The organism is Fodinibius salsisoli, assembly GCF_026229185.1.
GTDB lineage: Bacteria > Bacteroidota > Rhodothermia > Balneolales > Balneolaceae > Fodinibius > Fodinibius salsisoli.
Window position 1 is genome coordinate 365,225 of record NZ_JAGGJA010000001.1, and the last position, 26,193, is coordinate 391,417.

The 26,193-nt window shown below is 45.2% G+C and carries 17 protein-coding genes; 9 read left to right on the top strand and 8 right to left on the bottom strand.

What is annotated here, in order from left to right; translation table 11 throughout:
• Positions 1 to 9: 9 nt before the first annotated feature.
• Genes yidD through rpmH form a run of 3 tightly spaced genes read right to left on the bottom strand, consistent with a single transcriptional unit; the run spans position 10 to position 804 of the window.
• On the bottom strand, positions 10 to 237 hold the full coding sequence (yidD, locus tag J6I44_RS01325; protein ID WP_265764133.1) for a membrane protein insertion efficiency factor YidD: 228 nt from the start codon (positions 235 to 237) through the stop codon (positions 10 to 12).
• On the bottom strand, positions 234 to 668 hold the full coding sequence (locus tag J6I44_RS01330; protein ID WP_265764134.1) for a ribonuclease P protein component: 435 nt from the start codon (positions 666 to 668) through the stop codon (positions 234 to 236). The genes yidD and J6I44_RS01330 overlap by 4 nt, the downstream gene beginning before the upstream one ends.
• Positions 649 to 804, bottom strand: a complete 156-nt coding sequence (rpmH, locus tag J6I44_RS01335; RefSeq protein ID WP_265764135.1) for a 50S ribosomal protein L34 — start codon at positions 802 to 804, stop codon at positions 649 to 651. Before rpmH ends, J6I44_RS01330 begins: the two co-directional genes overlap by 20 nt.
• A gap of 232 nt (positions 805 to 1,036) precedes the next feature.
• Between rpmH and secA the strand changes: the two genes are divergently transcribed.
• Both secA and ppgK read left to right on the top strand, forming a co-directional pair.
• Complete coding sequence (gene secA, locus J6I44_RS01340; RefSeq protein WP_434084222.1) at positions 1,037 to 4,420, top strand: preprotein translocase subunit SecA; 3,384 nt, start codon at positions 1,037 to 1,039, stop codon at positions 4,418 to 4,420.
• 69 nt (positions 4,421 to 4,489) lie between these two features.
• Positions 4,490 to 5,254, top strand: coding sequence for a polyphosphate--glucose phosphotransferase (gene ppgK / locus J6I44_RS01345; protein WP_265764137.1), 765 nt, complete (start codon positions 4,490 to 4,492; stop codon positions 5,252 to 5,254).
• A 5-nt stretch (positions 5,255 to 5,259) separates the two neighbouring features.
• Here ppgK and J6I44_RS01350 read toward each other — a convergent pair whose 3' ends face one another.
• Positions 5,260 to 5,934, bottom strand: a complete 675-nt coding sequence (locus J6I44_RS01350; RefSeq protein WP_265764138.1) for a class I SAM-dependent methyltransferase — start codon at positions 5,932 to 5,934, stop codon at positions 5,260 to 5,262.
• Positions 5,935 to 6,076: 142 nt separating this feature from the next.
• Between J6I44_RS01350 and mtgA the strand changes: the two genes are divergently transcribed.
• From mtgA to J6I44_RS01365, 3 genes are all read left to right on the top strand, one after another.
• Positions 6,077 to 6,817, top strand: a complete 741-nt coding sequence (mtgA, locus tag J6I44_RS01355; RefSeq protein WP_265764139.1) for a monofunctional biosynthetic peptidoglycan transglycosylase — start codon at positions 6,077 to 6,079, stop codon at positions 6,815 to 6,817.
• Positions 6,818 to 6,949: 132 nt separating this feature from the next.
• Positions 6,950 to 8,236, top strand: a complete 1,287-nt coding sequence (locus tag J6I44_RS01360) for a serine hydrolase domain-containing protein (RefSeq protein WP_265764140.1) — start codon at positions 6,950 to 6,952, stop codon at positions 8,234 to 8,236.
• 159 nt (positions 8,237 to 8,395) lie between these two features.
• Positions 8,396 to 10,843: a TIR domain-containing protein gene (locus J6I44_RS01365; RefSeq protein WP_265764141.1), complete on the top strand. Its 2,448-nt coding sequence runs from the start codon at positions 8,396 to 8,398 to the stop codon at positions 10,841 to 10,843.
• A gap of 79 nt (positions 10,844 to 10,922) precedes the next feature.
• Here J6I44_RS01365 and J6I44_RS01370 read toward each other — a convergent pair whose 3' ends face one another.
• The gene (locus J6I44_RS01370) at positions 10,923 to 11,987 is read right to left on the bottom strand and encodes an MBL fold metallo-hydrolase (protein WP_265764142.1); all 1,065 of its coding nucleotides are present in this window, start codon (positions 11,985 to 11,987) and stop codon (positions 10,923 to 10,925) included.
• A 316-nt stretch (positions 11,988 to 12,303) separates the two neighbouring features.
• On the opposite strand from J6I44_RS01370, the gene J6I44_RS01375 reads away from it, so the two are divergent.
• Both J6I44_RS01375 and J6I44_RS01380 read left to right on the top strand, forming a co-directional pair.
• Positions 12,304 to 15,024, top strand: coding sequence for a TonB-dependent receptor (locus tag J6I44_RS01375; protein WP_265764143.1), 2,721 nt, complete (start codon positions 12,304 to 12,306; stop codon positions 15,022 to 15,024).
• Positions 15,025 to 15,078: 54 nt separating this feature from the next.
• Positions 15,079 to 16,416, top strand: a complete 1,338-nt coding sequence (locus J6I44_RS01380; protein ID WP_265764144.1) for an APC family permease — start codon at positions 15,079 to 15,081, stop codon at positions 16,414 to 16,416.
• Between the two features lie 31 nt (positions 16,417 to 16,447).
• On the opposite strand, the gene J6I44_RS01385 is transcribed toward J6I44_RS01380, so the two are convergent.
• Positions 16,448 to 17,320: a MerR family transcriptional regulator gene (locus tag J6I44_RS01385; RefSeq protein ID WP_265764145.1), complete on the bottom strand. Its 873-nt coding sequence runs from the start codon at positions 17,318 to 17,320 to the stop codon at positions 16,448 to 16,450.
• A gap of 225 nt (positions 17,321 to 17,545) precedes the next feature.
• Positions 17,546 to 18,460 carry a fasciclin domain-containing protein gene (locus J6I44_RS01390; RefSeq protein WP_265764146.1) on the bottom strand — a complete coding sequence of 305 codons (915 nt, stop codon included), beginning with the start codon at positions 18,458 to 18,460 and terminating at the stop codon, positions 17,546 to 17,548.
• A 193-nt stretch (positions 18,461 to 18,653) separates the two neighbouring features.
• On the opposite strand from J6I44_RS01390, the gene J6I44_RS01395 reads away from it, so the two are divergent.
• Positions 18,654 to 21,068 (top strand): TonB-dependent receptor, encoded by a 2,415-nt coding sequence (locus J6I44_RS01395; RefSeq protein ID WP_265764147.1) that lies wholly within the window; start codon positions 18,654 to 18,656, stop codon positions 21,066 to 21,068.
• Between the two features lie 24 nt (positions 21,069 to 21,092).
• Here J6I44_RS01395 and J6I44_RS01400 read toward each other — a convergent pair whose 3' ends face one another.
• Complete coding sequence (locus tag J6I44_RS01400; RefSeq protein WP_265764148.1) at positions 21,093 to 23,177, bottom strand: alpha/beta hydrolase family protein; 2,085 nt, start codon at positions 23,175 to 23,177, stop codon at positions 21,093 to 21,095.
• A 746-nt stretch (positions 23,178 to 23,923) separates the two neighbouring features.
• On the opposite strand from J6I44_RS01400, the gene J6I44_RS01405 reads away from it, so the two are divergent.
• Positions 23,924 to 26,062, top strand: a complete 2,139-nt coding sequence (locus J6I44_RS01405) for a M3 family metallopeptidase (RefSeq protein ID WP_434084218.1) — start codon at positions 23,924 to 23,926, stop codon at positions 26,060 to 26,062.
• The last annotated feature ends 131 nt before the right edge of the window (positions 26,063 to 26,193 follow it).

Genomic DNA, 26,193 nt, shown 5'->3' on the forward strand with positions numbered 1-26,193 from the left:
ATCCTCAGTCTAAAATTTTGTTTTGGGTTCTGGTACAGGGTCGTGACCTTCATCACCCCAGGGATGACAGCGACTTATACGCTTGACGGTAAGCCATAGTCCTTTCATTGCACCATGCTTTTGAAACGCTTCAATGCTATAGGCGCTACAGGTAGGATGGTATCGACAGCTTTTGGGCATCCATGGGGAGATGACCAGCTGATACAATCGAACAAAACCTATTAATAGATACTTCATGAATGACCAGGCGAAATGGTAGGAAGTTGGCCTTGAACTTGTTCGAGCAATGCAACTACCTCTTGCTCAATCTCTGTATATGGTACATCAACGTCGTATGCTATTAATGCTCCATGAAATGTTCGTTGAAGCTGACGCAGAGGGTCATACAGCATATGTTGATGAAGCCGATAGGCTTCTCGCAGAAGCCGTTTCATATGATTGCGTTTATGGGCCTTACCCAAGCTTTTTTTTACGATAAATCCCATAAGGCAGCCGAAAGAAGAAAAATCTGGAATATAATATCGCAGACCAACGTGCTTTTTACGATGTATAAAAACGTCTTGTTCGAAAAGACGCTGGAAATTCTTTCGGCCCCTCAGGATCTTTGCTCTGGGTAAGCTAAAATCACCGTTTGAGCGCGAAGATTGGTTACTTCGGTCCTTTGTCATCACTAATAGTCAAACGATGGCGTCCTTTCTTACGACGCTTTTTCAATACTTTCTTTCCGTTTTTACTGCTATTGCGCTTACGGAAGCCATGCTTATTCTTACGTTTACGTTTACTTGGTTGATAAGTACGTTTCATCGGTAAATCGGTTAATGAAAAACTTCAATTCTTTGATAGTCCCGAAAGATAAAAATAAATTTAGACAATAAGAACCGGAATTTATGGGTTATCTTAAATGCAAAAACCTGCAAGAAAACTCAAAAACTGGCTTAACTTCCCTAATTAATTTGAACAGGCTCTGTGTAAGCTGTAACTTTAGTAAATCCTATAAATTATAGACAGGTAAGTAATACGTTCTATGTTCGATAAAATAAGCGACATTTTAGCAAGCATTTTCGGGACAAAAAGTGAACGTGATCTCAAGAAAATTTGGCCTATCGTTGATGAGATCAACGAGCACTATGAAAAAATGGAAGAACTCTCGGATGAAGAGCTCAAACAGAAAACCGAATCTTTCCGTCAACAAATATCTGATGCCACCCAGCAAGTCGGCGAAGAAATTGAATCTATCAGAAAAACCCTGAACAGTGACGAACAGCTATCCGTTGATCGTCGACGTCAGTTGGCAGAAGAACTGGATGAACTCGAACAGGAAGAAACTGATATTATTGAAGACGTTCTGGATGAGATTCTCCCCGAGGCCTTTGCCGTTATGAAAGATACCTGCCGGCGTTTTCTGGGCCAAAAGTGGAAAGTGGGCGGCAGCATGAACGAATGGGGCATGGTACCTTATGATGTGCAGTTGGCCGGAGCTATTGCCATGCACCAAGGTAAAATTTCCGAGATGAAAACCGGTGAAGGTAAAACACTGGCGGCTATTATGCCGGCCTACCTGAATGCCCTGAGCGGGCGCGGCGTACATATAGTAACGGTTAACAATTACCTGGCCAAGCGTGATGCCGAATGGAACGAGCCGTTATTTAACTTCCACGGGCTGGAAGTAGACTGCGTTGATCTGTACGACCCTAACTCAGAAGGCCGCCGCAAAGCTTACCGTGCAGATATTACCTATGGTACCAACAACGAGTTTGGCTTTGACTACCTGCGGGACAACATGGTGAGCAGTGCCGACCAGCTGGTGCAACGCGATCATAACTTTGCCATTATTGATGAAATTGACTCCATCCTGATTGACGAAGCGCGTACACCACTTATTATTTCTGGTCCGGTGCCCGAAGATACTAAGTCCCAAAAGTTTGAAGAACTTAAACCACGCGTTGAATCGCTGGTTAATGCCCAGAAAAAGCTGGTAGCCTCTTTTGTGAAAGAAGCCCAGGAAGAGCTGGAAAAAGGGAATGAAGACAAGGCCGGCCTGGCACTTTATCGGGCCCAGCGAGGATTCCCAAAAAATAAGCAGTTCCGTAAGATGATGCAGGTCCCCGGCAATCAAAAACTGCTGCAGCGTACAGAATCTTTTTACCTGCAGGATAATGCCCGTCGCCTCCCCGAGGTTGACAAAGAGCTGTACTACTCGGTGGATATGAAAATGAATAACATTGAGATGACGGAAAAGGGGCAGGAGTTCATCACCCGCGCCAATGAAGAGCCCGAATTCTTTATTATCCCGGATCTTGGAACCGAAACTTCTCAAATTGAGGAAGAAATTGAGGAATTAAGGGAAGAAAAAATCCAGGAGGTTAAGGAGAATGAGGAGTTTAGTGACGAGTATAAAGAGAAAAAAATTAAGGAGGCTAAACAGGAAGTAGAGCAGGAGCGAGAGCGTCGTTTCAGTGAACTCCACCGTCTGTTTGCCGAACGCAGTGATCGTATCCATACCGTTAACCAGCTGCTTAAAGCTTATTCCCTATTCGAACGCGAAGCAGAATACATCGTTCAGGAAGGCAAGGTTCAAATTGTAGACGAACATACCGGCCGTGTTATGTCCGGAAGGCGTTATTCTGATGGCCTTCACCAGGCAATTGAAGCCAAAGAGAATGTAAGCGTAGAAGCAGCCACACAGACTTACGCAACCATTACCCTCCAAAATTTCTTCCGGATGTACAGCAAGCTTTCCGGCATGACGGGTACCGCTGCAACAGAAGAGGGTGAATTCAGCGAAATTTACGACCTCGATGTGGTGATCATACCTACCAACAAGCCGGTTATTCGCGATGATAAGGAGGACCTTGTTTTCCGCACCAAACGCGAAAAATATAACGCTACCGTTGATACAATCCGTGAGTACCATGAAAAAGGACAGCCTGTACTTGTAGGTACCACCAGTGTTGATGTTTCTGAGACGGTCAGCCGTATGCTCAAGCGAGCGAAAATTCCACATAACGTATTGAACGCCAAACACCACGCCGAAGAAAGTGACATTGTAGCTGCTGCCGGTCAGCCGGGCGCCGTTACGGTAGCCACTAACATGGCTGGTCGCGGTACTGATATTAAGCTGGCTCCGGGCGTCAAAGAGAAAGGCGGACTCGCTATTTTAGGAACGGAACGACACGATTCCCGCCGTATTGACCTTCAGCTTCGCGGTCGATCCGGACGACAGGGGGATCCCGGGGAATCTCAATTCTATGTTTCGCTCGAAGATGACTTGATGCAGCTATTTGGATCCGATCGGGTTGCCAAAGTCATGGACCGCCTCAACTTTGAAGAAGGCGAAGTGATTACGCACTCATGGATCACGAAATCGTTGGAACGAGCCCAGTCGAAGGTTGAACAGAATAACTTCAGCATCCGTAAGAAACAGCTGGAGTATGATGATGTGCTAAACAACCAACGTGAGGTTATCTACAAGCGCCGCAAGCATGCCCTTGCCGGGGATGAACTGCGCAGCGATCTCTACGACATGCTCGAAGATCTGGTAGAGAACATCGTAGAACAGCATTACCCGAATGGCGAGCTGGATGAACTTCGCAATACCATCCTGCGGTTTTTAGCCGTCGATATTGACCTTGAAAATGACGAGATGGGCCGCATGGGTCCAGACGTGCTGATAGACCATATCATAGAACGTGCTTATGAAGTCTATCGCAAAAAAGAGAAAATGATTTCAGAACCACTCTTTGAAGTCATTAAAAACATTGAAGCCTCGGATGCCGAAGAAGACGAAAAACCGACCAAAGTACAGGTTATCTTCACCGATGGTATCCGGCGTATGCGCGTTGTTGTTGACGTAGAAAATGCCCTTGAAAATGAGGGACACGAAGTAGCGCGGGCCCTTGAACGGACGGCTGTGCTTTCTATTATCGACGACAAATGGATGGATCATCTGCGAGAGCTTGACTCAGTGAAAGAAGGAATTGGGCTCCGTGCTTTTGGCCAGAAAGATCCTCTGCTTGAATACAAGCGCGAAGCTTTTGAGATGTTCAAACAGCTGCTGAATGAGATCAACCAGGAGGCTATTTCGCTGATCTGGAAAGCCATTCCCGAGATGCAGGCCGATCAACAGCGATTACAGCAAGCTCCAGAGCAACGGGCCAAAGTCAATATGAACAAGGCTAAGACCCAACATTCCGATGCTACCAACATGGGCTTTAAATCGGGTGCTGCACAAAGCCAAAATGGAGGCCAGCAGCAAAAACGAAGTGATCAGAAGCCGCAACCCATTACTGTTGAAGAAGAACCCGGACGTAATGACTACGTAAAAATCCAGAATATGAGTAGTGGTGAAGTCATCGACATCAAATGGAAAAAAGCCAAACGTATGATCGATGAAGATAGCTGGGTACTTATTGAAAAATAGTTAATAGTTATTTGTTATTGGCACCTTGGTGTCATCCTAAACAAGTGACTACTAACTAAAAACTAAACCATGGAAGTTTTAGGAATCGACATTGGGAGTTATGGTATCAAGGGGGCTACTGTGGATACCCAGCAGGGCAAAATCCTGTCTGACCGTATCAGCACTCCGCCACTGGAAGACACGACTCCGCATAAGGTATTGGCTCAAATACACCAGGTGGTGAGGAAAGAGTTTCAGTGGAATGGCCCCGTAGGCTGTGCTTTCCCTGCTGCCGTAAGCAAAGGCATTGTACTTTCCGGCAAGCGTATTAACGATTCCTGGGTCGACGCTAATGCCGAACAGCTGTTTGCCGAAATTACTGATAACCCCGTGTCGGTTATTAATGACACCGATGCAACCGGACTTGCTGAGATCTATTTCGGAGCTGGTAAGCACCAAACAGGATCAACTATTGTACTTACCGTAGGTGCCGAAATTGGCTCCTCTCTTTTTATCGGCCAGCAATTGGTTCCAAATACTGAATTAGGACTTATAGAAATCCAGGGGCAGACGGTCGAGAAACACGCTTCCAACGAAACACGAGAAAAGGGAGGCTTTCCCAAAAAGACATGGGCCAGCCGCTTGCAGGTTGTGCTCGAACATTTTGAGAAGATCTTCCATCCGGATTTATTTATCATCGGGGGGGAGATCAGCCGCAAAACGAACAAAATATTTCCTTTTATAAAAATTAATACCCCTTTTAAGCCAACCAGCTTTCAAAATGATGCCAGCATTGTTGGCGCAGCCATGGTAGCAGCCCAAAAGAAGAAAGAAGGTGTACTTTTTGGACAGTAGTCAACCTATTCCATTTTCTGAACTACCACATAGATATCCCCGCCTGAGCGTTCTTCTGCGCTCACCAATTGAAATCCAGCATTCTTGAGTTCTTCCACAACGGTCTCCTTCGTTACGCCATGGTGTTCAAAGGAACTGCAGTCTCTCTCCTCAGGATCACTGCGCTCCGTTCCGCTCGGTGCAAAATCAATAATAGCTACCCGGCCACCGGGTTTCAGCGACTGCCAGATGCTTTTATTCATGGCAGCAGGATCATCAAAATGGTGATACACCCGGCGCATAAAGAGAACATTACAGCATTCTTTTGGGAGGTTAGTCTTTGTAGGGTGACCTTCAACAACCGTTACATTGGATACTTCAGCCTTATTTACCACATCCTGTAGGTATTGAACTGAATCAGCCCCCAGCTCTGAGCTGTAAACGTGTCCAGAAGGACCAACATGGCGTGCCACCTCCATCGTAAGGCGTCCATTGCCCGAGCCCATCTCTGCCACCACATCCTCTTGCTGAATGTTGAGTTCCTCAATCAGCCATTTTGCATCTTCATCAACACTTTGGGCGCATGAAATAGTCGTTGTCGTCATAATAAGCAAGAAAACGCCCAGATAGGGTCTCACTATTCTCAATAAAAGCCACTTTCCCTTTCTTAAACTCTCCATGTGATTCTTTGTAAGCGACATATCAATCCTTATTACATTAAATTTGCTGGCATCAAATATTTCCCTTTCAGTGGTTACGAATTATCAAATTTAATATATAAACTGGGATCAAACTTATCTATTTTATCAATTTGTTATAGAAATAATATCCAAAGGCTTTAAAATGATGGTTGCCGATTCATCTCCTTTATGGTATAAACTTAAAAACCATACGTCACAGGTTCTGCAGTGGATAGGACGAGCAATCGGCGGAATCATACTCATTAGCCTGCTTTTTATCTTGCTGCTCCGATGGATTAATCCACCCACAAGTGCTTTTATGATGCAGCGTTCGGTTGCAGCCTGGTGGAATGGGGAGGAAAACTTTGAGTTATATCAGAGCTGGACGGACTGGGAAGACATCTCGCCCCATATAAAGATGGCAGCGATTACTTCCGAGGATCAAAATTTTGCCAATCACTGGGGAATCGACTTTGGATCAGTACAAAAAGCCCTCGAGGAATATGAACGCGGCCAAGGTCTGAGAGGAGCCAGTACCATCACGCAACAAACAGCCAAGAATCTTTTCTTATGGCCCGCTCAGTCGTATATTCGCAAAGGTATTGAAGCCTATACCGCTTTCTTGCTTGAACTCTTATGGTCCAAAGAACGTATCCTGGAAGTCTATCTGAATATTGTAGAGTTTGGCAACGGAGTTTATGGCGTACAAGCAGCATCAGAGCGCTACTTTAATACCCCTCCAGGTCTACTGTCAAAATCCCAAAGTGCGCTGATGGTCACGGCCCTCCCCGCCCCTAAACGCTATAACCTGGCGGCCCCTTCTTCTTACATGAGAGAACGCCAACGATGGGTCATGCAATACATGGATCTGCTGGGGAATTCGTATTACCTCGACAAATTATAGTTTTATCAACCAGTAAACGATCTATTTCTAATTTTACCTATATCCTGTTACATTGGATGGGATTAAGGGATTTGAAACTTTGATAATGCCATTCATTATTTAATTTATCTTTATATCAATATTATGAACACCATGCGCACTAAAAAACAATTTGTTGCAATACGACTGCTGGCTTCCTTTCTGATTGCTATCTGCTTTATCTCCGGATTTTCTGCGATCACCTATGGACAGTTCTCCACGGTTGAGCCGGAAGAAGTGGGATTTTCTTCCGAACGCTTTGAAAGGCTTGACCAGCTGGTACAGCAGCAGATTGATGAACAGAAGATGGCTGGCATCAATACACTCGTACTTCGCCACGGAAAGGCGGCCTATTTCAAGTCAGCCGGCATGATGAACATTGAAGAACAGTTTCCCATGCAGAAGGATGCCATTTTCAGGATTGCCTCTATGAGTAAAGCCGTGACCAGTGTGGCCGTAATGATGCTCTATGAGGAGGGGAAATTTATACTCAACGACCCGGTTGCCGATTATATCCCGGCGTTTGAAGATCCTGTGGTAGCCGTCCCTGACTCTTCCGATAAGGGGTATCATACCGTATCTGCAGAACGACCAATAACCGTTCGTCACCTGCTGACCCACACCTCGGGCCTAACATATGGCTACGGCATCTCACAGGATGTGCATGAAGAGGCAGGGCTGACGGGCTGGTACTTTGCGGATCGCGAGCAACCCATCGGCGAACTGGTGAACCGTCTGGCCGAGCTGCCGCTGAATTCTCAGCCCGGAGAGGAATGGCACTATGGCTATTCAACGGATGTACTGGGCTATTTTGTGGAGGTGGTGTCCGGCATGCCGCTGGACGAGTTTTTCAGAAAGCGCATCTTTGATCCGCTGGGCATGAAGGATACTCATTTTTACCTACCGCCTGAAAAGTCAGATCGACTGGCGCCGGTCTACGGCTTTAACGATCAGGGTTCGCTGGAGCTCATGGAGCCTACCAGCAGCACCGACTACATCCATGGACCCAGAACGACCTTCTCCGGGGGCGCAGGCCTGCTTTCGACGATCTCCGATTACGGGGTGTTCCTGCAGATGTTGCTCAACGGCGGCGAATTTAACGGCACACGGCTGCTAAGTCCCCAAACGGTAAAGCTGATGCATGCGAATCACACCGGCGATAAATATGTGTGGGAGGATCTGGGCTTTGGTCTCGGTTTTAAGGTGGTAGAAGATCTTGGTGAATACGGGGAGTTGAGCTCGGTTGGGGCCTATGGCTGGGGTAGCGCCTACTACCCGATTTACTGGGTCGATCCCAAAACTGACATGGTCTGCCTGTTCCTGACCCAGCTGGTGCCAGCCGGTGACCTGCCCTTCCGGGATCTGTTTAAGAATATGGTCTACCAGGCGATAGTGGAATAATTTTTTTCTTATAATTAGCTTTTTGATTGATCGCGTGAATTTTCAAACATGACGTTAAACATAATGCATTTTATTTTTTAAAGTTTATAGTTACATACTGGAAAATTGGTAAGTAATATTTAATCGGGTTTAAACAAATTTCAATCTCAATATTGAATCATGTCAAGAGCATTTCTTTCTCATAGTAGTCACGATAAAGGTTTTATTGATGAGGTGGCCGATGAATTAGGAAGGGACAATATAGTGTATGATAAATATAGTTTTGAGGCAGGGGAGAAAACATTAGACGAGATTATTGAAGGAATGTCTTCCTCAGATATATTTATTCTTTTTTTAAGTGACAAATCACTTCAATCGACATGGGTGAGAAGAGAAATCTTAATTGCGAAAACTTATTTTGATAGTGAAAAAATCGATAAGATATATCCTTTAATAATTGATCGTGATGTTGATCACAAAGATAAAAGAATTCCGAATTGGTTAAATAAAGAATACAACTTAAAATTAGTGGCAAGGCCAGGAAAGGTTAAGAGTTTAATCAAGCAAAGGTTAAAGGAAATTTCTTGGAAAAAGCATCCAATATTGCGAGAAAAGGAAAATATCTTCGTTGGCAGAAATGATTTAGTAAAAGAATTTGAATTAAGGGTCGATAACATAAATAGGCCAATACCTAAAGCTGCAATTGCTTCGGGATTAAAAAATATTGGGAGGAAGTCTTTTCTGAATTACAGCCTCGTAAAATCAAGTATATTGACGAAGGATTCTTACGCTCCTTCTATAATTGATATTGATCCACATGAAAGCATTGAAGATTTTATACTTAAAGTATATGATCTAGGATTCTCTAAAAAAAGAGACTTTAAATCTTTCATGTCAATGACAATCGAGGAAAAACAGGACTTGGCCGCTGATTTAGTAAGGGAAATTCAAGAAATAAATGAAATTTTATTTATTGAAGATGTTGGAGGTATTGTAAGACCCGGAGGTAGACTTGTTGATTGGTTTAGAGATTTATTGACAAATAATAAGTTGATAAATAATAAATTTACTTTTGGAATAGCCTCAAAATTCAGAAGTAAAAAGCATATAATCGGGGATAAGGATAATATTTTTTATGTAGAAGTACCTGAATTATCCATTAATGAAAGAACGGGTTTATTTAGAAGATATTTAGACATTTTAGATGTGAACTTGTTAAGAGAAGATTTAAATATCTTTTTAGAAAGATTAACAGGGTTTCCAGAACAAATATTTTTTGCGGCAGATCTTATAGCTGAAGAAGGAAAAAGATATGCAAAAGAACATATCAACCTAATATCTGATTATAGCTCAGAGAAAGTTTCAACGATAATATCCAAATATGAAGATAATGATGAAGCATTAGAACTTTTAAGATTATTAGCTGAGTTTGATTTTGTAAGCTATGAATTTTTATTCCAATTATTGGATAATGAAAAGAACTACACTGAATTAATTAATGAATTTATTAATATAGCAATTTGTGAGAATTTAGGGAGGGGGAAGGAATATATTCGATTAAATGATACAGTCAAAGATTATATCATTCGGGGAGAGGGTTCTATTCTTCATAAGTATCGAGATAAATTAAAAAAGCACTTACAAGAATTTGTAAATAACGAAGATTTGTGGGTTGAGGATATATCAAACTTCTTTTATTCAATGAAAGAAGCGCTTAATAACGGTTTTAGTCCACCGGATAAATATCTGATACCTTCACACTTCTTGAAAACAATGGTCGATAAATATCAGCGAGAAAGCCAATATGGAGAAGTAATACAATTAGCCGATAGGGTATTAAAGAATACCAAAAATTTAGATGAATCTATCAAAAGAGAGATAATTTATTGGTTATGTCTCTCTCTAGCCCGATTAAGAGATGATCGATTTTTAGAAGAAGTACAATATTTTCAAGGAAAAGAATACAATTTTTTACTGGGTTTCTATTATAGAATGATAGGTAAGCATAGCTATTCAATTGATAGACATCTAAGTGTTTTAGATGAAGATCCAAATTTTCAACGATCAAAAAGGGAGTTGGTTCAATCCTATATAAACATGGAAGATTATGAGGCAGCATTGACCCACGCAAAATCCAATTATGAAGGGGATAGAAATAATCCCTTTCATATTCAAGCATATTTCAAATGCCTAGTACATCAAGTAGATGAAAATACACATTCACTTAAAGTCTTAGAGAGATTAGTCGAAGAATTAAATGGTATAAAAACTAAAAAAGCAAGAGAGATGTATTTGACAATGAAATGCACATATGAATTAAAGGTTTTAGACGATCCCGATAAAGCACTTGCTACTATAGAACAGGCCATAAACCAATTTCCTTATAGCAAATACCCACTTTTTAGGAAATTTGATGTTTTAGAAAAGCTGGAAGATACTGAAGGCATGAGTAGAATTATTAGAACATTAAAAAACATGTCTATTGATTACGGGCATTTATCCGTATTGAATGCTAGGGTTTTAGCAAATAGAGGTCAATATGATGCAGCTATTCTAGAAATTGATAACTTGAATTATTATCCAGATAAGACTAAAGAAAGATTAAAGGAGCGGATGAAAAGTGGATAATTAGTCTCATAAAGTCTTTTCAGGAATCTTAATAGTACACATTGGTAGTGCTAAAAGGGAAAAGTGATAGATAAGAGAATCAGGCTTTGACTGCCTCTTTCTTGACGATTTCCGTTTGACCTTCTTTAGGAATGATAAAATCGGCTTTCGGGATCCTGAGCTCTTTTCGGGCTGCTGTTAAATCTATTTTTGGGTCTTTCATGCCGTCATCAGCCATTGGAAAGGTGCCAAAATGCATGGCAAAACTTTGCTCGGAGTTGACATCCTGATGCACTTGAAGAGCTTCTTCCGGTGAAATATGAATCGGGGCCATAAACCAACGCGGCTTGTAAGCACCAATAGGAATAAAGGAAGCATGCATAGGACCGAACTTTTCTCCGATCTTCTCGAAAAAATCTCCATAGCCGCTGTCGCCCGCAAAATAGATGTTGCCCAACGGTGTATGGAGCACATAGCCACACCAAAGGGTTTTGTTACGGTCGAACAGGCCACGACCCGAAAAATGGCGGGCCGGAACGGCGGTCAATGAAAACTGGTCATCCAGCTGGTGGTAATCCCACCAATCCAGGCGAACGGTTCTGGAGATACCCTGATCATGCAGGAACTGCTCAACGCCCAGCGGGACCACAAATAAAGGATCATGAACCCGTTGCAAATCTTTCACCGTCTGCAGGTCCAGGTGATCGTAGTGATTGTGGCTGATAAGCACGGTGTCAATAGATGGCAGATCCTTAAACCTAATACCCGGCGGACGCATTCGTTTGGGGCCAATCCACTGGTAGGGGCTGGCTCTGTCGCTCCAGATGGGATCTGTAAGAATATTCTGCCCCTCCATTTGCAGCAGAAAAGTAGAGTGATTGACAAAAGTAACCTTGAGATCTTCTCCGCTAACCCTTTCATCCGGCTTGGGATTATTTGGAAAGTCTTTTTCGGTAAAGGTATACCATGGCCCCTTTTCATTGCCCGAGAACCACCATTTGAGGACATCAAGATAATGATGCCCGTTAAGTTCTCCGGGATTAACAAACTTTTTACCGTCAAAATGATTGGACTGATTTTCCGAATAGTGAGGAGCGCCAATAAGCTGTTCTACCACAAATAAAGCAATGGGAAGTACAGTAAATCCTAAAAATATCCAGACCATAGCAGCTTATCGTTATAACTTGTTCAATGCTTTATTTTAAAAGATAAGAACGAAAGAAAAAAATGAATGGTTTCAATTCAAAGTAAATATTGCAGAATTATGTTTTATAAGTCGTTGGATTCTGTGGGCTAAAATTGGTAACATTGCGCCCGTTTATTGATTACACCATACAATAAGTAAAGTTGGATTAATATTGTAAAAAATAGTGGAATAATTAACAGAGAACCCGCTCTAATTATAAGCGGATTCTTTATTAGTTAACATTATGTGACAATATTTTATCACAATCTATAATTAATCACTTGTCAAAAGTTTTATGCTTTCGAGGAATCAATTTTCGGGATATCTATTCATAGCATTTCTATTTCTTTTTGTTCCGCTTACGACTTGGGCCCAGCAAGACGCTACGGTAAACGGAACTGTCATTGACCAGGCAAGCGGTGAGGTATTGCCAGGCGTCAACATACGACTTGTTGGCACTTCTACGGGTACGGTTACCAATCGTGATGGCTATTATGAATTGAACGTACCGACGGGTGACCTCCAGCTGCAATTCAGTTATATCGGATATGAAAGCCGGACCGAAACGATCTCAGGATTAACCGCCGGCGAGGAGCAAACGCTGGATATAGAACTCGCTTCTTCCCTGTTATCCGGAGGCGAAATTGTAGTCACCGGTTCTCGTACCGGTGGACGCAGCAACCTGGAGTCGGCGGTGCCGGTTGATGTCATCACGGTTGAAGACCTAAATATCCAGGCTCCGCAAGTAGATGTCAGCCAGCTGCTGACCTATGTAGCACCTTCGTTTCAATCCAACCGGCAGTCGGCAGCAGACGAGGCCGAACATATAGCACCTGCTTCCTTGCGAGGCATGGGACCCGACCAGGTGCTGGTGCTCATCAACGGTAAGCGTCGGCACCCAAGTTCCATTATTAACCTAATCGGTGGAAAACGGGGGACCGTAGGCACGGATCTTTCGGTCATTCCCACCGCCTCTATTGATCGGATTGAAATTCTGCGCGATGGGGCCGCCGCCCAATACGGATCGGATGCGATTGCCGGAGTCATCAACATCATCCTTAAGCAGGATACCGGCACGCTAACGGCCAGTGCCACGGCCGGCGTTTACCAGGAAGGCGATGGCGAGACGGCCAAGGCTGACCTTAACTATGGCTTTAATGTAGGAGATGACGGCTACGTGAATATTACCGGCTCTTTTGTGAACCGGGAGTCAACCAATCGCACGGGAAATCATGACCTGCATGTCTTCACGCCGGGCTTTGCTTATGGTTCAGAAGAAGCCCGCGCCGAGGATAACGAAGAAATCCAGGAACGTGGTCTTACACGGGATGACTTCAAATTTCATATTGGGGATGCGGGCATTCAGACGGCTTCTACCTTCTTTAACGCCGCTGTTCCGGTGGGTGACCAGGGGGCAGAACTCTACGCCTTTGGTGGACTGAGTAATAAGCAGGGCACCGGCTATCCATTCCGCCGGCTGCCGGTCGAATCAAATAATGTGGAGGCCATTTATCCCAATGGGTTCCAGCCGCTGACGGAATCATCTATCGATGACCAGTCACTGGCGCTCGGTATCCGTGGACAGCTTGGCGACTGGAACGTGGACTTCAGCAACAGCTACGGCCGCAATGCTTTTGACTTCCGCCTGGAAAACAGCGTAAATGCCAGTATGCTGGCGGCCTCGCCCACCTCTTTTGATGTCGGCGGATTTGCCTTCAGCCAGAATGTGACGAACCTGACCTTTTCACGGCTCTTTGACCAGGCGCTATCCGGCATTAACGTAGCACTGGGCTCAGAGTTTCGGGTGGACAGTTACCAAATTAACGCCGGGGAGGAAGCCTCCTACAGGAATTATGGCATCGGTCAGGTAATCGTCGACGGCGAGATCGTCCAGCGCGATACCTTGGGCCGTCCCGGCGGATCGCAGGGCTATCCCGGGTTCCGACCTTCTGATGAAGTGAGTGCCGATCGAACCAATATTGCGGCTTTTGCCGATGTAGAAGTGAATTTGACCCCGCAACTGCTGGTGGCAGCCGCTGGTCGTTTTGAGCGATACAGTGACTTTGGCAACACCTTGAACGGCAAGCTCGCTGCCCGCTATTTATTTGGCGATGTGCTGACCCTGCGCGGGGCGATCAATACCGGTTTCCGGGCACCATCACTCCACCAGGTGTACTACAACAAGGTTTCCAGTGACTTTAATGACAATAACGAATTAGTGGAAGTTGGCACTTTCAGCAACGATAGTCGCCCCGCCGAACTGCTGGGCATCCCTGAGCTGGAAGAAGAAACCTCTACCAACTACAGCCTCGGCTTTACCCTAAGGCCGATCAAAAACGTGAAAGTAACCGCTGATCTTTACCAGATTAATGTTGAAGACCGCATCATTTTGACCAGCGAGTTTGACGTCGCCGATCTGCCGTCGGACATTTCAGCCGAATTCCGTGATCTGGGCGTACAGGCGGCCAACTTTTTCACCAACGCTATCGACACACGAACGCGAGGTGTTGATGTGGTGGCCACCTATAATCAACCTTTTTCCAACGGCAACCAACTGAATCTCTCTCTGGGCGCAAATATTAATGACGTGCAGGTGCAGGGGGCCGTGCAGACGTCTCCGGAACTGCAGAACCAGGCAGATCTGTACCTGCAGCCGTGGGATCGGCTGGAGCTGGAGGACGGCGACCCGCAGAGCAAAATCACCGCTACGGCCCAATATGATATCGGTCGCCTGTCGGCCATGGTTCGCGGTGTTCGATTTGGAGAAGTCAGCCTAAATACGGGCGGGGCCTTTGGTGAGCCGCAGACGTATAGCGCTAAATTCGTAACCGATGTAAGCCTGACCTATGAAATCTTTGATGAGGTAGATCTCACAGCCGGGGCCAATAATATTTTTGATATCTATCCCGACGAGCACCTGTATGCCAACAGCTATTTTAATGTCTTCAAGTATCCACCATCTCAACAAGGCTTTAATGGGGCTTACTACTTTACGAAGCTGACGTTTCGATATTAATTGGGAGGGCAGCGAAGAGACTTAACGTAGACAATATGTCGGCAAAATAACTTTATGGTCGAGACAAGCTCCGGTGCAAAAAAATCAGTGGGACTATTCACCGCAATTTCTATTGCGGTGGCCAATATGGTAGGAACCGGGGTCTTTACCAGCCTCGGCTACCAAGTGGTGGATATTAAGTCCATCTTTGCGCTTATTATGCTCTGGATTGTAGGAGGCATCGTTGCGCTCTGTGGAGCCTTGTCGTATGGAGAACTGGGGGCTGCCCTTCCGCGCTCGGGTGGTGAGTACCATCTGTTATCGGAAATCTATCACCCTTCTCTCGGATTTCTATCGGGCTGGGTATCCCTGACTGCAGGATTTGCTGCCCCTACGGCTATAGCGGCCATTGCCTTGGGCGAATACACCCATGCGGTCTATCCATCCGTACCAGTCACCCACGCCGGTGCGTTGGCCGTTGTGCTGATAACAGCTGTGCATGGCAGTAGTATCCGGTGGGGAAACTACCTGCAGAATATCTCCACAGCTATTAAGGTGGCGGTTGTTCTCCTGTTTATCGTTCTGGGCTTCATGGCATCCGACCACCAACCCATCAGCTTGATGCCCACGCTTTCTGATTGGGAGATTTTGGCCAGCCCCTTTTTCGCGGTGGCCCTGGTGTACGTCTCTTATGCCTATACCGGCTGGAATGCAGCAGTATACATCGTAGGGGAAATAAAAAATCCACAAAAGAATCTGCCATGGGCCTTATTTATTGCAACCATCATGGTGACGGCACTCTATGCCGTGCTCAACTATGTATTCCTTCTGTTGGTACCCATTCCGGAGCTGGTGGGGAAGGTGGAAGTCGGCTTTGTGGCCGCAGAACATATGCTAGGTCCGGCAGCTGCGGATGTGCTGTCCATCCTTATCTCCGTATTGATGATTTCTACCATCAGTGCTATGGTTTTTATTGGCGGACGTATTACACAGGTGATGGGGGAAGACTACCACGTGCTTAGTAAGCTGAGCAAACGTAATAAAAAACATATCCCCGTTAATGGGCTGTTATTTCAAGGAGTCTTGACCCTGCTTTTTCTCTATACTTCTTCGTTTGAGCAGGTGATGGTCTATGCTACCTTTTTGATGATCGGGATGAGCAGCCTGACCGTAGCCGGCGTGTATGTAATGCGATGGCGCCGACCCGACATGGAGCGTCCCTATAAAACGTGGGGCTACCCGGTAACCCCCGCACTATTCTTGTTGGCAAACACCTTTATCATGGGCTATGTGGTTGTCGAACGCCCCTTTGAGTCGCTCGTAGGCCTGGGCATTATGATTGTTGGCATTTTTCTATACATGGCCAACAGAAAGTGGGGCTCATTTGGTGAAGATGTATTGTATGAGGAGTAGTGAAAGCCTTTAACAGCTTAATAAATATTTTCTACAAAAGCTTTTCCAGATCTTCGATCCACTTAACCCATTGCACATCACGTAGTTCTAATTGATCAATCAGGTGGCTATTACCGGACAGTAATAAATTTATATTAGGAAAAGAGGTCCGTAATTGATCGAGGTACTCCTGCGTATTTTCGGGTAAATCGTTATGGATCAAAAAGAAAAACAGGTGCTCGGGTTGGATATCTGCAACCGCGGACTTTAATGATTCCATTGGGACATTGGCACCCAGAAAAATTACTTTTTGGCCGGAAAGTCGGATGAGATGGTTAGCAAAAAGTAAACCGATATCGTGAAATTCATTTTCAGGAAGGAAAAGTACCCAAGTATCCCCTTCCGGTGGTGATGGAGGAAGAGCATCAATGGCCGTAAAGAGTTTTTGCCGAACCAGATTGCTAATAAAATGTTCGCAAGCAGGGGGGATTCTATTACTTGTCCACAAAAGGCCCAAACGCTTCAACATTGGATGAATTACCATCATGTAAGCGCTTTTTATATCATATCGAAGCAAACAATGAGAAAATATCTTCTCAAAGTAGGCTTCATCATAATTGATACCTGCAGATATTAACTGAGAAACAAAATAGTTGTCCGTCTCGTCTTCGTTTTTTTCTTGTTGGCGTTTTAAAACCAGCTCGAAAAGTTTTTCATCGGAGTAGGAGCATAACTCTGATATCTTATGGCTCTCTTTGATGCTTACAATATTCAGTAATCTCCGTAATTGGGAGTTATCGTAATATCTCGTATTCCCTTCTGACCGATTGGGTTCTACAGCGTTATAACGATTTTCCCATGCCCTTAAAGTATTAGGCTTAATACCCGTGAACTGAGATATTTGAGATATAGAGAATTTATCCATCTGTATAAGTTTTGACTAAAGTATTTATACCTTATCAATAATCCAAAACCTTCAGCATGCTCCGTTTATGGCATTGCCACTAAAAAGCATGTATATATCCCTTCTCCATTTTTTTATCAGACGGCCTGAAAGCAGAAGGAATGGGCAAAAAATATTAAAATGAGCAGCCTTCACAAGGAAAACTGCTCATATCTGTCGTTAGATGTGTATAAAAGTGCTTATAATTTATGGCATTAATACACCATCAATAACATGTATGACCCCATTCGTTCCCTCCTGATCTGCTTCGACTACCTGGAAAGTATTACCTTGCTGATCGGTAAGAGAAACAGTACCACTGCCATCCACTTCGATCGTCAGCTCAGTGCCATTAACCGTCTCAACCGATTGGCTCGACATTAAATCTCCAGAAAGAACCTTACCCGGAATTACGTGGTAGGTTAACACATTCTGCAATTCTTCCTGAGAAAGACCAGATAAATCTACCCCTTCAAAAGAAGCATTGTTTGGAGCAAAAACGGTGAATGGACCGTCGCCTTGAAGAGTAGATGCTAATCCGGCTTGCACGACCGCATCCTCAACAGTTTGCAAATCATATCGTTTGGCGACAATGCCAACTAAATCCAAATAGCTATCAGGTAAGACTACCTGGTCAATGACATGAATAACTCCGTTTGAGGCCTCTACATCAGCAGCCACAACCGAAGCACTACCGTTGACCATCACACTACCATCTGCAGCGGTAACAAATAAGTTACCGCCTGCAACGGCCTCAACGGATTGTTCAGCCGACAAGTCGGCAGCCCTTATTTCAGATCCGGCAATAACATGATAACTTAAAATTTCAGCCAGCTGCTCATTAGATAAACTTTCTAATAAGCCTTCTGGCAAGGCTTCAAAAGCATCATTGGTAGGAGCAAAGACAGTAAAAGGTCCGTTGCCCTGCAGGGTAGAAGCCAGTCCCGCATCCGTAACAGCTGAGACGAGAATGCTGAAATCATCATTGGATTGTGCGACTTCAACGATATTTCCAGGTCCTTGCGGAGCTGTAGGGCCATCGTCATCACCGCAGGCTTGAAATACCAGTATTGAAAGAAGTAAGACAAAGCCATTTAAAAGATATTTTTGAAAAGATTGCATAGTTGTATAGGTTTATTTAAAATTATCTATACAATAATTAACTCTTATTCTCAGGACTATCGTTCCATAACAGAAGATTTGTTTCAACCTTGTTACTTTTCGATAGGTCAGAGGAACACTTTCTCTTGCACATCGGCGTGAATAATTTTTGTAGTAACAGAAAGCTCAATACCATTTTTAAAACAGACAATCAGTGATCAAAAAAGATAACCTTATTTCAACTAAGCTGGGCATCATAACAATATTTAAAATACTGGTTGTTACAGTAGCATTTCTTATCCCAAAAGATGTAACTGCTCAAAGTTCAGCCTCTCTCTCTGGTTTTATTACCGACCAACAAACAGGGCAGGTTCTGCCCGGAGCAACCGTTCAGCTTAAAGAAACAAATAAGGGGACAGCCTCGGATAGCAGTGGGTATTTCCAATTAAATAATATCCGTCCGGGTTCCTACACCTTAGTAGTCAGTTATATTGGCTATCAATCGGTCAGCAAATACAATGTGATAGTAAATTCGGGCAGTAACCCGGATATGAATATCAGCCTGAAGCCCTCGGTCAATGAGCTTGGAAAGATCAGCGTGGCAGCAGATCCATATGAACAACCTCCTGAAACCCCACTTTCCCGGCGAAAACTATCGCGGGTAGAAATTGCTTCCTACCCCGGTGGTAATAATGATATTGCTAAAGTCGTGCAGTCATTGCCGGGGGTATCAGGTTCAGTCGGAGGCTTTCGTAACGATGTGATCATTCGGGGTGGGGCTCCCAGTGAAAATGTGTATTATCTGGATGATATAGAAATTCCCGTCATTAATCACTTTGCAACACAGGGAAGCGCAGGTGGGCCTGTTGGGCTGCTTAATGTATCTTTCTTTGAGGGCGTAAACCTCAGCACCAGCTCTTTTCCGGCTAACTATGATAATGTACTCTCCGGGGTGTTGCAGTTTAACCAACGCAATGGGAATACCCGAGACTTTGGTGCCAACATGCGTATAGGGGCCAGCGAAGCAGCGCTCACGCTCGAAGGACCTCTATTCAAGTCCGATAAAGAAAAATATTCTAACACCACCTTTATTGCATCAGTGCGGCGTTCCTACCTACAGCTTTTATTTCAGTTAATCGACTTACCTTTTTTACCGGACTACTGGGACTATCAATATAAGGTCAATCATAAAATCGATAAGTATAATGAAATTTATATAACGGGGATCGGGGCTATTGATGATTTCAGGATTAACAAGCCAGATAATATAACCGCCGAGCAGCAGTCCACGCTTGATCAGGTGCCGGTTATAAAGCAGTGGAGCAGTACTGGCGGAATTAGCTGGAAACACCGGTTTAGAAGTAGCGACGGATACCTGCAAACGAGCCTGAGTACCAGCGCTTTTGATAATGATTTTAGACGCTACAGAGACAATGAGAATAAGAAGGGCTTGTTGCAACGTACTGAAAGTCGCGAATGGACAACCGCGATCAGGAGTCAGTACAAGCAATTTTGGGGAGACTGGACCGCATCAGCTGGCCTCGTTGCTGAGCACAATAACTATTCAGCGCAAAGTTTACGTGTTGTAGACGACGTTCAATTTCATACCAAACTCAATTTTCTACGATATGGGCTGTCGGGCCAACTTACCCGTAAATGGTACGATGAACGGCTATCAACCTCTCTGGGTATGCGAGTAGATGGCAATACATTTATGGTTGGGGGCAAGGAGTTCTGGAAGAACTTCTCCCCACGCCTGGCAATATCATATAACCTCGATCCTGCTGGTCGGTGGAGCATCAACAGTTCAGTTGGTCGATATTTTAAAATTCCACCAAGCACTATTTTAGGCTTTAAAAACAGTTCAGGCGATTTCGTCAACCAACACACAAAATATATTCGCAGCGACCACTTGGTTGCAGGCGTCACTTACAGTCCGCGAACATCCACACAGTTTTCTCTGGAAGGGTTCTGGAAACGCTATGACGACTACCCGGTGTCGATTGCCGATAGCGTATCACTGGCAAATTTGGGTGCAAACTTTGAAATCTTTGGCAACGAATCGGTTAAGAGTGTTGGCAAAGGCCGTTCCTACGGTCTCGAATTCACCTACCAGCAGAAACTTCGCGATAATTTTTATGGATTGTTGGCTTACACCTTGTACTGGAGTGAATTTACCGGTTTCAATACTGATCGCTACTATCCTTCGCGCTGGGATAACCGCCACCTGCTTACTTTTACCGGTGGATATAAACTCCCCAAAAATTGGGAGATAGGAACACGTATTCGCGTTTTAGGTGGAGCACCCTATCCCTCCCTGAATAGAGAAGCCACTGAAGTGACTTACCCCACCCTTTCCTTTGATTATAGCTCCTTGAATGAAAATCGTCTGGATATGTTTAACACATTAGATGTGCGCATAGACAAAAAATGGAATTTTAAGAAGTGGTCACTAAATGTCTTCCTGGAAGTCACGAATGTGTTGGGCAGTAACATTCCCAAGCCGCCGGAGTTCGGCCTCCAACGCAACCAAATGGGCAGGCCTGTTGAACCCCGGAAGATTGTTCAAATCAAGGATCTTGATAACAGCAGTACTTTGCCGACTATTGGGGTTGTTATTGATATTTAGATTGCAACTGGAAATTATAAGGTTCTACCGGGATTGCAGATGCTCTTCAAAAAAGTCGAAAATACGACTATATTCGTCGTACCAGGCATCCGGATCTTCGAAACTGTGCCGTTCATCCGGGTACATCATCATGTCAAAATCCTTGTTTCCAGCTTCAATAAGCTCGTGAATATATTGAGCTACATCCTGGAATCCGACGTTGTTATCCTCAAGTCCGTGAAGCAGCAAAACGGGCTTTTTAAGCTGATCAACATAAGTGATCGGAGAACTGCGGGCATAGTTGGTAGAGTCAGTCTCGGGCTTACCCAACCGCGGCAGGGTATACCAGGGATTGGTGTAGTAGTAATTATCCCAGTTGGTGACAGATCGTAGCGCAGCGGCAGCGTCAAAATAATCGGGAGCTACGCTGGTGGCATAAAGCGACATAAATCCACCGTAACTGCCGCCATAAATGCCAACTTGGGATGTGTCGGCCTGGGCGTAGTGCCCGGCCAGGTAGTTGATTCCATCCACAATATCCTGGGTTTCGTATTTGCCCATCCAGTTGGTGACATCTTCGCGAAATTTGCGTCCATAGCCCGTGCTGTGTCGGTAATCTACCTCAATAACGTAATATCCCCGGGCTGTGAGGTACTGGTGGAACATATATTCCCGGTGATAGTTATTGGACCATCCTTTGTAGACATTTTGCAGGGATCCTGCGCCATGGACAAAGACAACGACCGGGTATTTTTTGCCAGCCTGTTTGTTAAGAGGCTCCAGTACCGACATGGAGAGCTGCGTATCGCCATCCCGGCCGGTAAAACGGATATAATCTTCCTGCTGCCAGTCGATGGCATTAAAACGATCGGGAATGGTATGGGTCAGGCGGGTTTCTTTCTTTGGATTCCTGAGATCAAGAGCATGAAGCTCCGAAGGCTGATTGAAATAGGTATAATTGTACACTAAGTGCCGATGATTTCGGCTCAGCTGGAAATCCTGCCGGTATCCGGTCTTCGACGTAAGTTTTTCGATATTGTCATCGGAAATATCGAGGGTGTAGACATGCCGTTCACCCGGATCAACTTCCGTGGAAGCAAAAACGATATGGTCTTTTCCGGTCCAGGCAGCCCAAGGTACCTCAAAATTACCCTTGGTATGCTGCTGCAGCTCACTGCCATCCGGATTGACGGTATAAATATGGTTCCACCCATCTTGCTCGGACTGAAACATCAGCTTATTTCCTTCGGGGGCAAAAGCGAGATCCGTGCCGTAGATCCATCCCTCGGTAGAATCTTCAAAAACGGTAGTGCTATCATGCTCCTCCAGATTAAAGACCAAAATGGATCGCTGTTTCATCGGCGCATCCCGTTGATCCACCGCCAGGTATTGTCCATCCGCGCTGATGCTGGTGCTCAAATAGCCCTTCTGCTGGTGTAATTTCTCCGTTTTATTAGAATCCAGGTAGGCTACCGAAAGTAGTCGTGTAGCTACTCCGCGTCGAGTGGCACCTGTTTCCACATACTGATCCACATATTCCGGGAAGTAATATTCCTTGTAATCCGAAGTATCCCACTGCGAAAGCACCAGCTTATTATCACCGGCCCAGTCGACAATTGAATAGCCTGGTTCATCACTCTCCTTGCCTGTTACCTGTGTTAACATAGAAGTCTGAATATTTATGATCCATACATCACCATCTTGAACATAAGCAATGCGCCGGCTTTGCGGTCCCCAGGTGGGATCATATTCAGAGGTTTTAGACTTCACGAGCCGGGTTTTATTGCTGAAATCTGGGTTAGCTATCCAAAGGTCTCCATCTTGGGCATAAACAACCCTCCTGTTATTGGGTGCAAGAGCAAAATCAGCCTTAAATTGATCGTCAGCTTTTTGCTTGTCATTTCCTTTTAGACTCACACTGTAATGCTCTTCCTCAATATAGGCTGAGTCGTTAGATTGGTAATAAACCCGGCGCATGTTGGGTGAAAAAGTCGAGAAGTCCGGGCGATTGCCTGCCAAAAGGGGCTCATAAAAAATGGACTTCAGGCTGAGGGTGTCTACACCGGCTTGTCCCTGGGATAATGATGGAATCAGGACAAACAGCAGCAGAAAAAATTTAAAACGTTTCATCGATGTAATCATTGGTTTTGGATGGTATTGCCTTGGAAGTAAATAAAGGCCATCCAGAAGGGCAAGCGTTCTCCTGTCGATTTTATGAGGTTTAACAGGGAGGGTTATCTATGGGATGCTCCTTTAAGTTCTAATCCTAAAATTTGCAGAAACTTCGGACCCGCGCCATGGCTCACCTTTCTTAGACCAGAGATTTGAGTCTCCCTTAACAAAGGGAGTGCCGCCTAAGACGGGAGGGATGTGTTTTCCGGATACCAGAAGGTTCTGGGCTTAGAAGATTAGCATCTTTGCTTGTAATGGATTGTATGCTGTTTTGACTTCCCTACAAGCAGGGAAGGGAGGTCGCAAGCTGCTTTAATATACGACCAGGATCATTTCCAGTCGTCTGCAGGAATTTTTTACAGAGAGGATGAAGGATAGGAAATAGCCTGTGAATACAAGACACTTACGGCCTTAAATTTTTGGCGGAACCAAGCGAGTGGGGCGAGGTGCGCCCGCAGAAATTCACACCGGTCGGGTCTTGACTTGAGGCCGAAGGAGTAGAAGGACCATTGAATTTATGCAGCACCGAAACGAATGAGCACCGCCAAGAAGTTTTCAGCCTTGAGTTTTTACTAGGCTTTTGGGTCAAACCAAAAGGTGGAAAAGCATCTATTGATAAAATCAAACGATTCTTTGGTTCTATTTTTGACCATAACTTTCCGTATATTACTCGTTAAATTTTTAAGCATTTATCTCACAAAGCCATGAGATTACAATCTCTTCTATTGATACTGATGGCAGGTAGCCTTATGCTATCGGCCTGTAACAAATCCCAGAGTCAAAGTAGCGACATGAGCGACAACCCATTTTTTTCTGAAAGCGCCCTTCCCTTTCACGCCCCTGACTTCGACGCCATAAAGATTGAGCATTACCGCCCGGCTTTTGAAGCGGGTATAGGGGAAGAGCTCAAGGAAATGGAGAAAATTGCGACTAATCCCGAAGCACCTACTTTTGAGAATACCATCGTAGCGATGGAAAAAAGCGGGCGTCTGCTAAGCCGAACTTCTTCGGTCTTTTATAATCTTACCTCCTCTCATACTAACGACCAAATTCAGGAAATCCAGAAGGAGATGGCCCCAAAACTGGCGGCTCATTCTGATAACATCCTGCTCAATGCCGAACTCTACGACCGTGTAAAGTCCCTTTACGAGAAGCGCGATGAGCTGGATCTGAATGAGGCACAAATGAAGCTTCTCAAAGATACCCATCGCGATTTTGTACGCGCCGGTGCACAACTTACAGAAAAAGAGCAGCAACGGATGCGCGAAATTAATGAACGCATCTCTTCGCTGACCACCGAATTCCAGGAAAACCTGCTGGCCCTGACCAAAGAACGATCGGTGTTGGTGGATGATGCCAATAAATTGGATGGATTCAGTGATGATCGTATTGCTGCAGCCAAAGAAGCGGCTACTGAACGGGGGTATGAAGATCAGTACCTGTTAAGCATCTCCAATACCACGCGCGTTCCGGTGCTGAAGGAACTGAATAACCGCGACTTGCGCGAACGCCTCTGGAAAGCCTCTGCTTACCGGGGCATTGGCAAGGAGGGCGGTATTGACAATCAACCGATCATCCTGGAGCTGGTAAAACTACGCGCCGAACAGGCCAAGCTGCTGGGATATGAAAATTATGCGGCCTATAAACTGGATCCCCAAACCGCCCAAACACCGGAAAACGCGCTGGACATGCTGAAAGATCTCGTTCCCCCGGTGATAGCCAATTCCACGGAAGAACAGTCAGCCATTAAGGAAATGATGGAGAAGGATGGTATTGAAAGTGAAGTACAGCCGTGGGACTGGAATTATTATGCCGAAAAGGTGCGTCAGGATAGGTATAATATCGATCAATCGAAGGTGCGTCCCTACTTCGAACTGAACCGGGTGCTGAAAGACGGGGTCTTCTATACCATGAACAAGCTGTTCGGCATCACTCTCGAGGAACGCAATGATCTGCCGGTTTACCATCCGGATGTGCGTGTCTTCAACGTCTATGACGAAGACGGCTCACAGATCGGCCTCTTTTATGCCGACTTCTTTGAACGCGAGTCCAAGCGCGGCGGGGCGTGGATGAACTCTTTTGTGTCGCAGTCGCACCTGTTGGACCATAAACCGGTAATCGTCAATGTGCTGAATATCCCGAAACCGGCCGAAGGCGACCCTGCGCTTATCAGCTTCGACAATGTAACAACGATGTTCCATGAAATGGGTCACGCGGTACACGGGTTGCTCTCTGACGTTGAGTATCCTTCGCAGGGCGGTACCTCGGTACCCCGGGACTTTGTAGAGTTCCCCTCGACTTTCGAGGAAGACTGGGCCATCCAGCCGGGAGTACTTGAAAACTATGCCGTACATTATGAAACGAGGGAACAAATTCCACAGGAATTGCTGGATAAGGTAATTGAAGCCAGCAACTTTAACCAAGGCTTTGATACCCAAGAGTACCTGGCAGCCACTTTGCTGGATATGGAGTGGCATCTGCTGGGAACAGAAGAAATTCCAGAGGACGTGCAAAACTTTGAACAGCAGGCCTTGGCCAAATATAATTTGGATATGGAAGCCATTCATCCGCGATATAAATCACCCTATTTCGCGCATATTTTTTCCGGCGGTTACGCGGCTAATTACTATGCTTACATCTGGAGTGAAGTCCTGGCCGCCGATGCCTTTGCCTATATGCAAGAGAACGGAGGACTGGAAAGTGAAAACGGTGATCGTTTCCGCAAGTATATTCTTTCGCAGGGCGGCAGCGACGAAGCGATGGAGCTTTACCAGGAGTACCGCGGTCAAGAGCCCGAAGTGAAGCACCTGCTCAAACGACGGGGCCTCGACGCCGGGGAATAATTTCCCCCTCTCCCCTTTAGGGAAATCCTCTCAGTTCCTGGCAACAGTCGGGACGAGAGGGGGAGGGCTGTTTTCATTACAAAACAGCCACCTCTCATTCCCAATTCGAAGGTACTACTTGCCCCAGAGGC

What these genes read in the sequence shown, in the direction of transcription:
- J6I44_RS01405 (WP_434084218.1), top strand. Translation starts at nt 23,924, where the DNA reads ATGAGATTACAATCTCTTCTATTGATACTGATGGCAGGTAGCCTTATG.
- J6I44_RS01370 (WP_265764142.1), bottom strand. Translation starts at nt 11,987, where the DNA reads ATGGTCTGGATATTTTTAGGATTTACTGTACTTCCCATTGCTTTATTT.
- J6I44_RS01400 (WP_265764148.1), bottom strand. Translation starts at nt 23,177, where the DNA reads ATGAAACGTTTTAAATTTTTTCTGCTGCTGTTTGTCCTGATTCCATCA.
- J6I44_RS01375 (WP_265764143.1), top strand. Translation starts at nt 12,304, where the DNA reads ATGCTTTCGAGGAATCAATTTTCGGGATATCTATTCATAGCATTTCTA.
- yidD (WP_265764133.1), bottom strand. Translation starts at nt 237, where the DNA reads ATGAAGTATCTATTAATAGGTTTTGTTCGATTGTATCAGCTGGTCATC.
- J6I44_RS01330 (WP_265764134.1), bottom strand. Translation starts at nt 668, where the DNA reads ATGACAAAGGACCGAAGTAACCAATCTTCGCGCTCAAACGGTGATTTT.
- ppgK (WP_265764137.1), top strand. Translation starts at nt 4,490, where the DNA reads ATGGAAGTTTTAGGAATCGACATTGGGAGTTATGGTATCAAGGGGGCT.
- J6I44_RS01390 (WP_265764146.1), bottom strand. Translation starts at nt 18,460, where the DNA reads ATGCAATCTTTTCAAAAATATCTTTTAAATGGCTTTGTCTTACTTCTT.
- J6I44_RS01360 (WP_265764140.1), top strand. Translation starts at nt 6,950, where the DNA reads ATGCGCACTAAAAAACAATTTGTTGCAATACGACTGCTGGCTTCCTTT.
- mtgA (WP_265764139.1), top strand. Translation starts at nt 6,077, where the DNA reads ATGATGGTTGCCGATTCATCTCCTTTATGGTATAAACTTAAAAACCAT.
- J6I44_RS01365 (WP_265764141.1), top strand. Translation starts at nt 8,396, where the DNA reads ATGTCAAGAGCATTTCTTTCTCATAGTAGTCACGATAAAGGTTTTATT.
- J6I44_RS01350 (WP_265764138.1), bottom strand. Translation starts at nt 5,934, where the DNA reads ATGTCGCTTACAAAGAATCACATGGAGAGTTTAAGAAAGGGAAAGTGG.
- J6I44_RS01380 (WP_265764144.1), top strand. Translation starts at nt 15,079, where the DNA reads ATGGTCGAGACAAGCTCCGGTGCAAAAAAATCAGTGGGACTATTCACC.
- J6I44_RS01385 (WP_265764145.1), bottom strand. Translation starts at nt 17,320, where the DNA reads ATGGATAAATTCTCTATATCTCAAATATCTCAGTTCACGGGTATTAAG.
- rpmH (WP_265764135.1), bottom strand. Translation starts at nt 804, where the DNA reads ATGAAACGTACTTATCAACCAAGTAAACGTAAACGTAAGAATAAGCAT.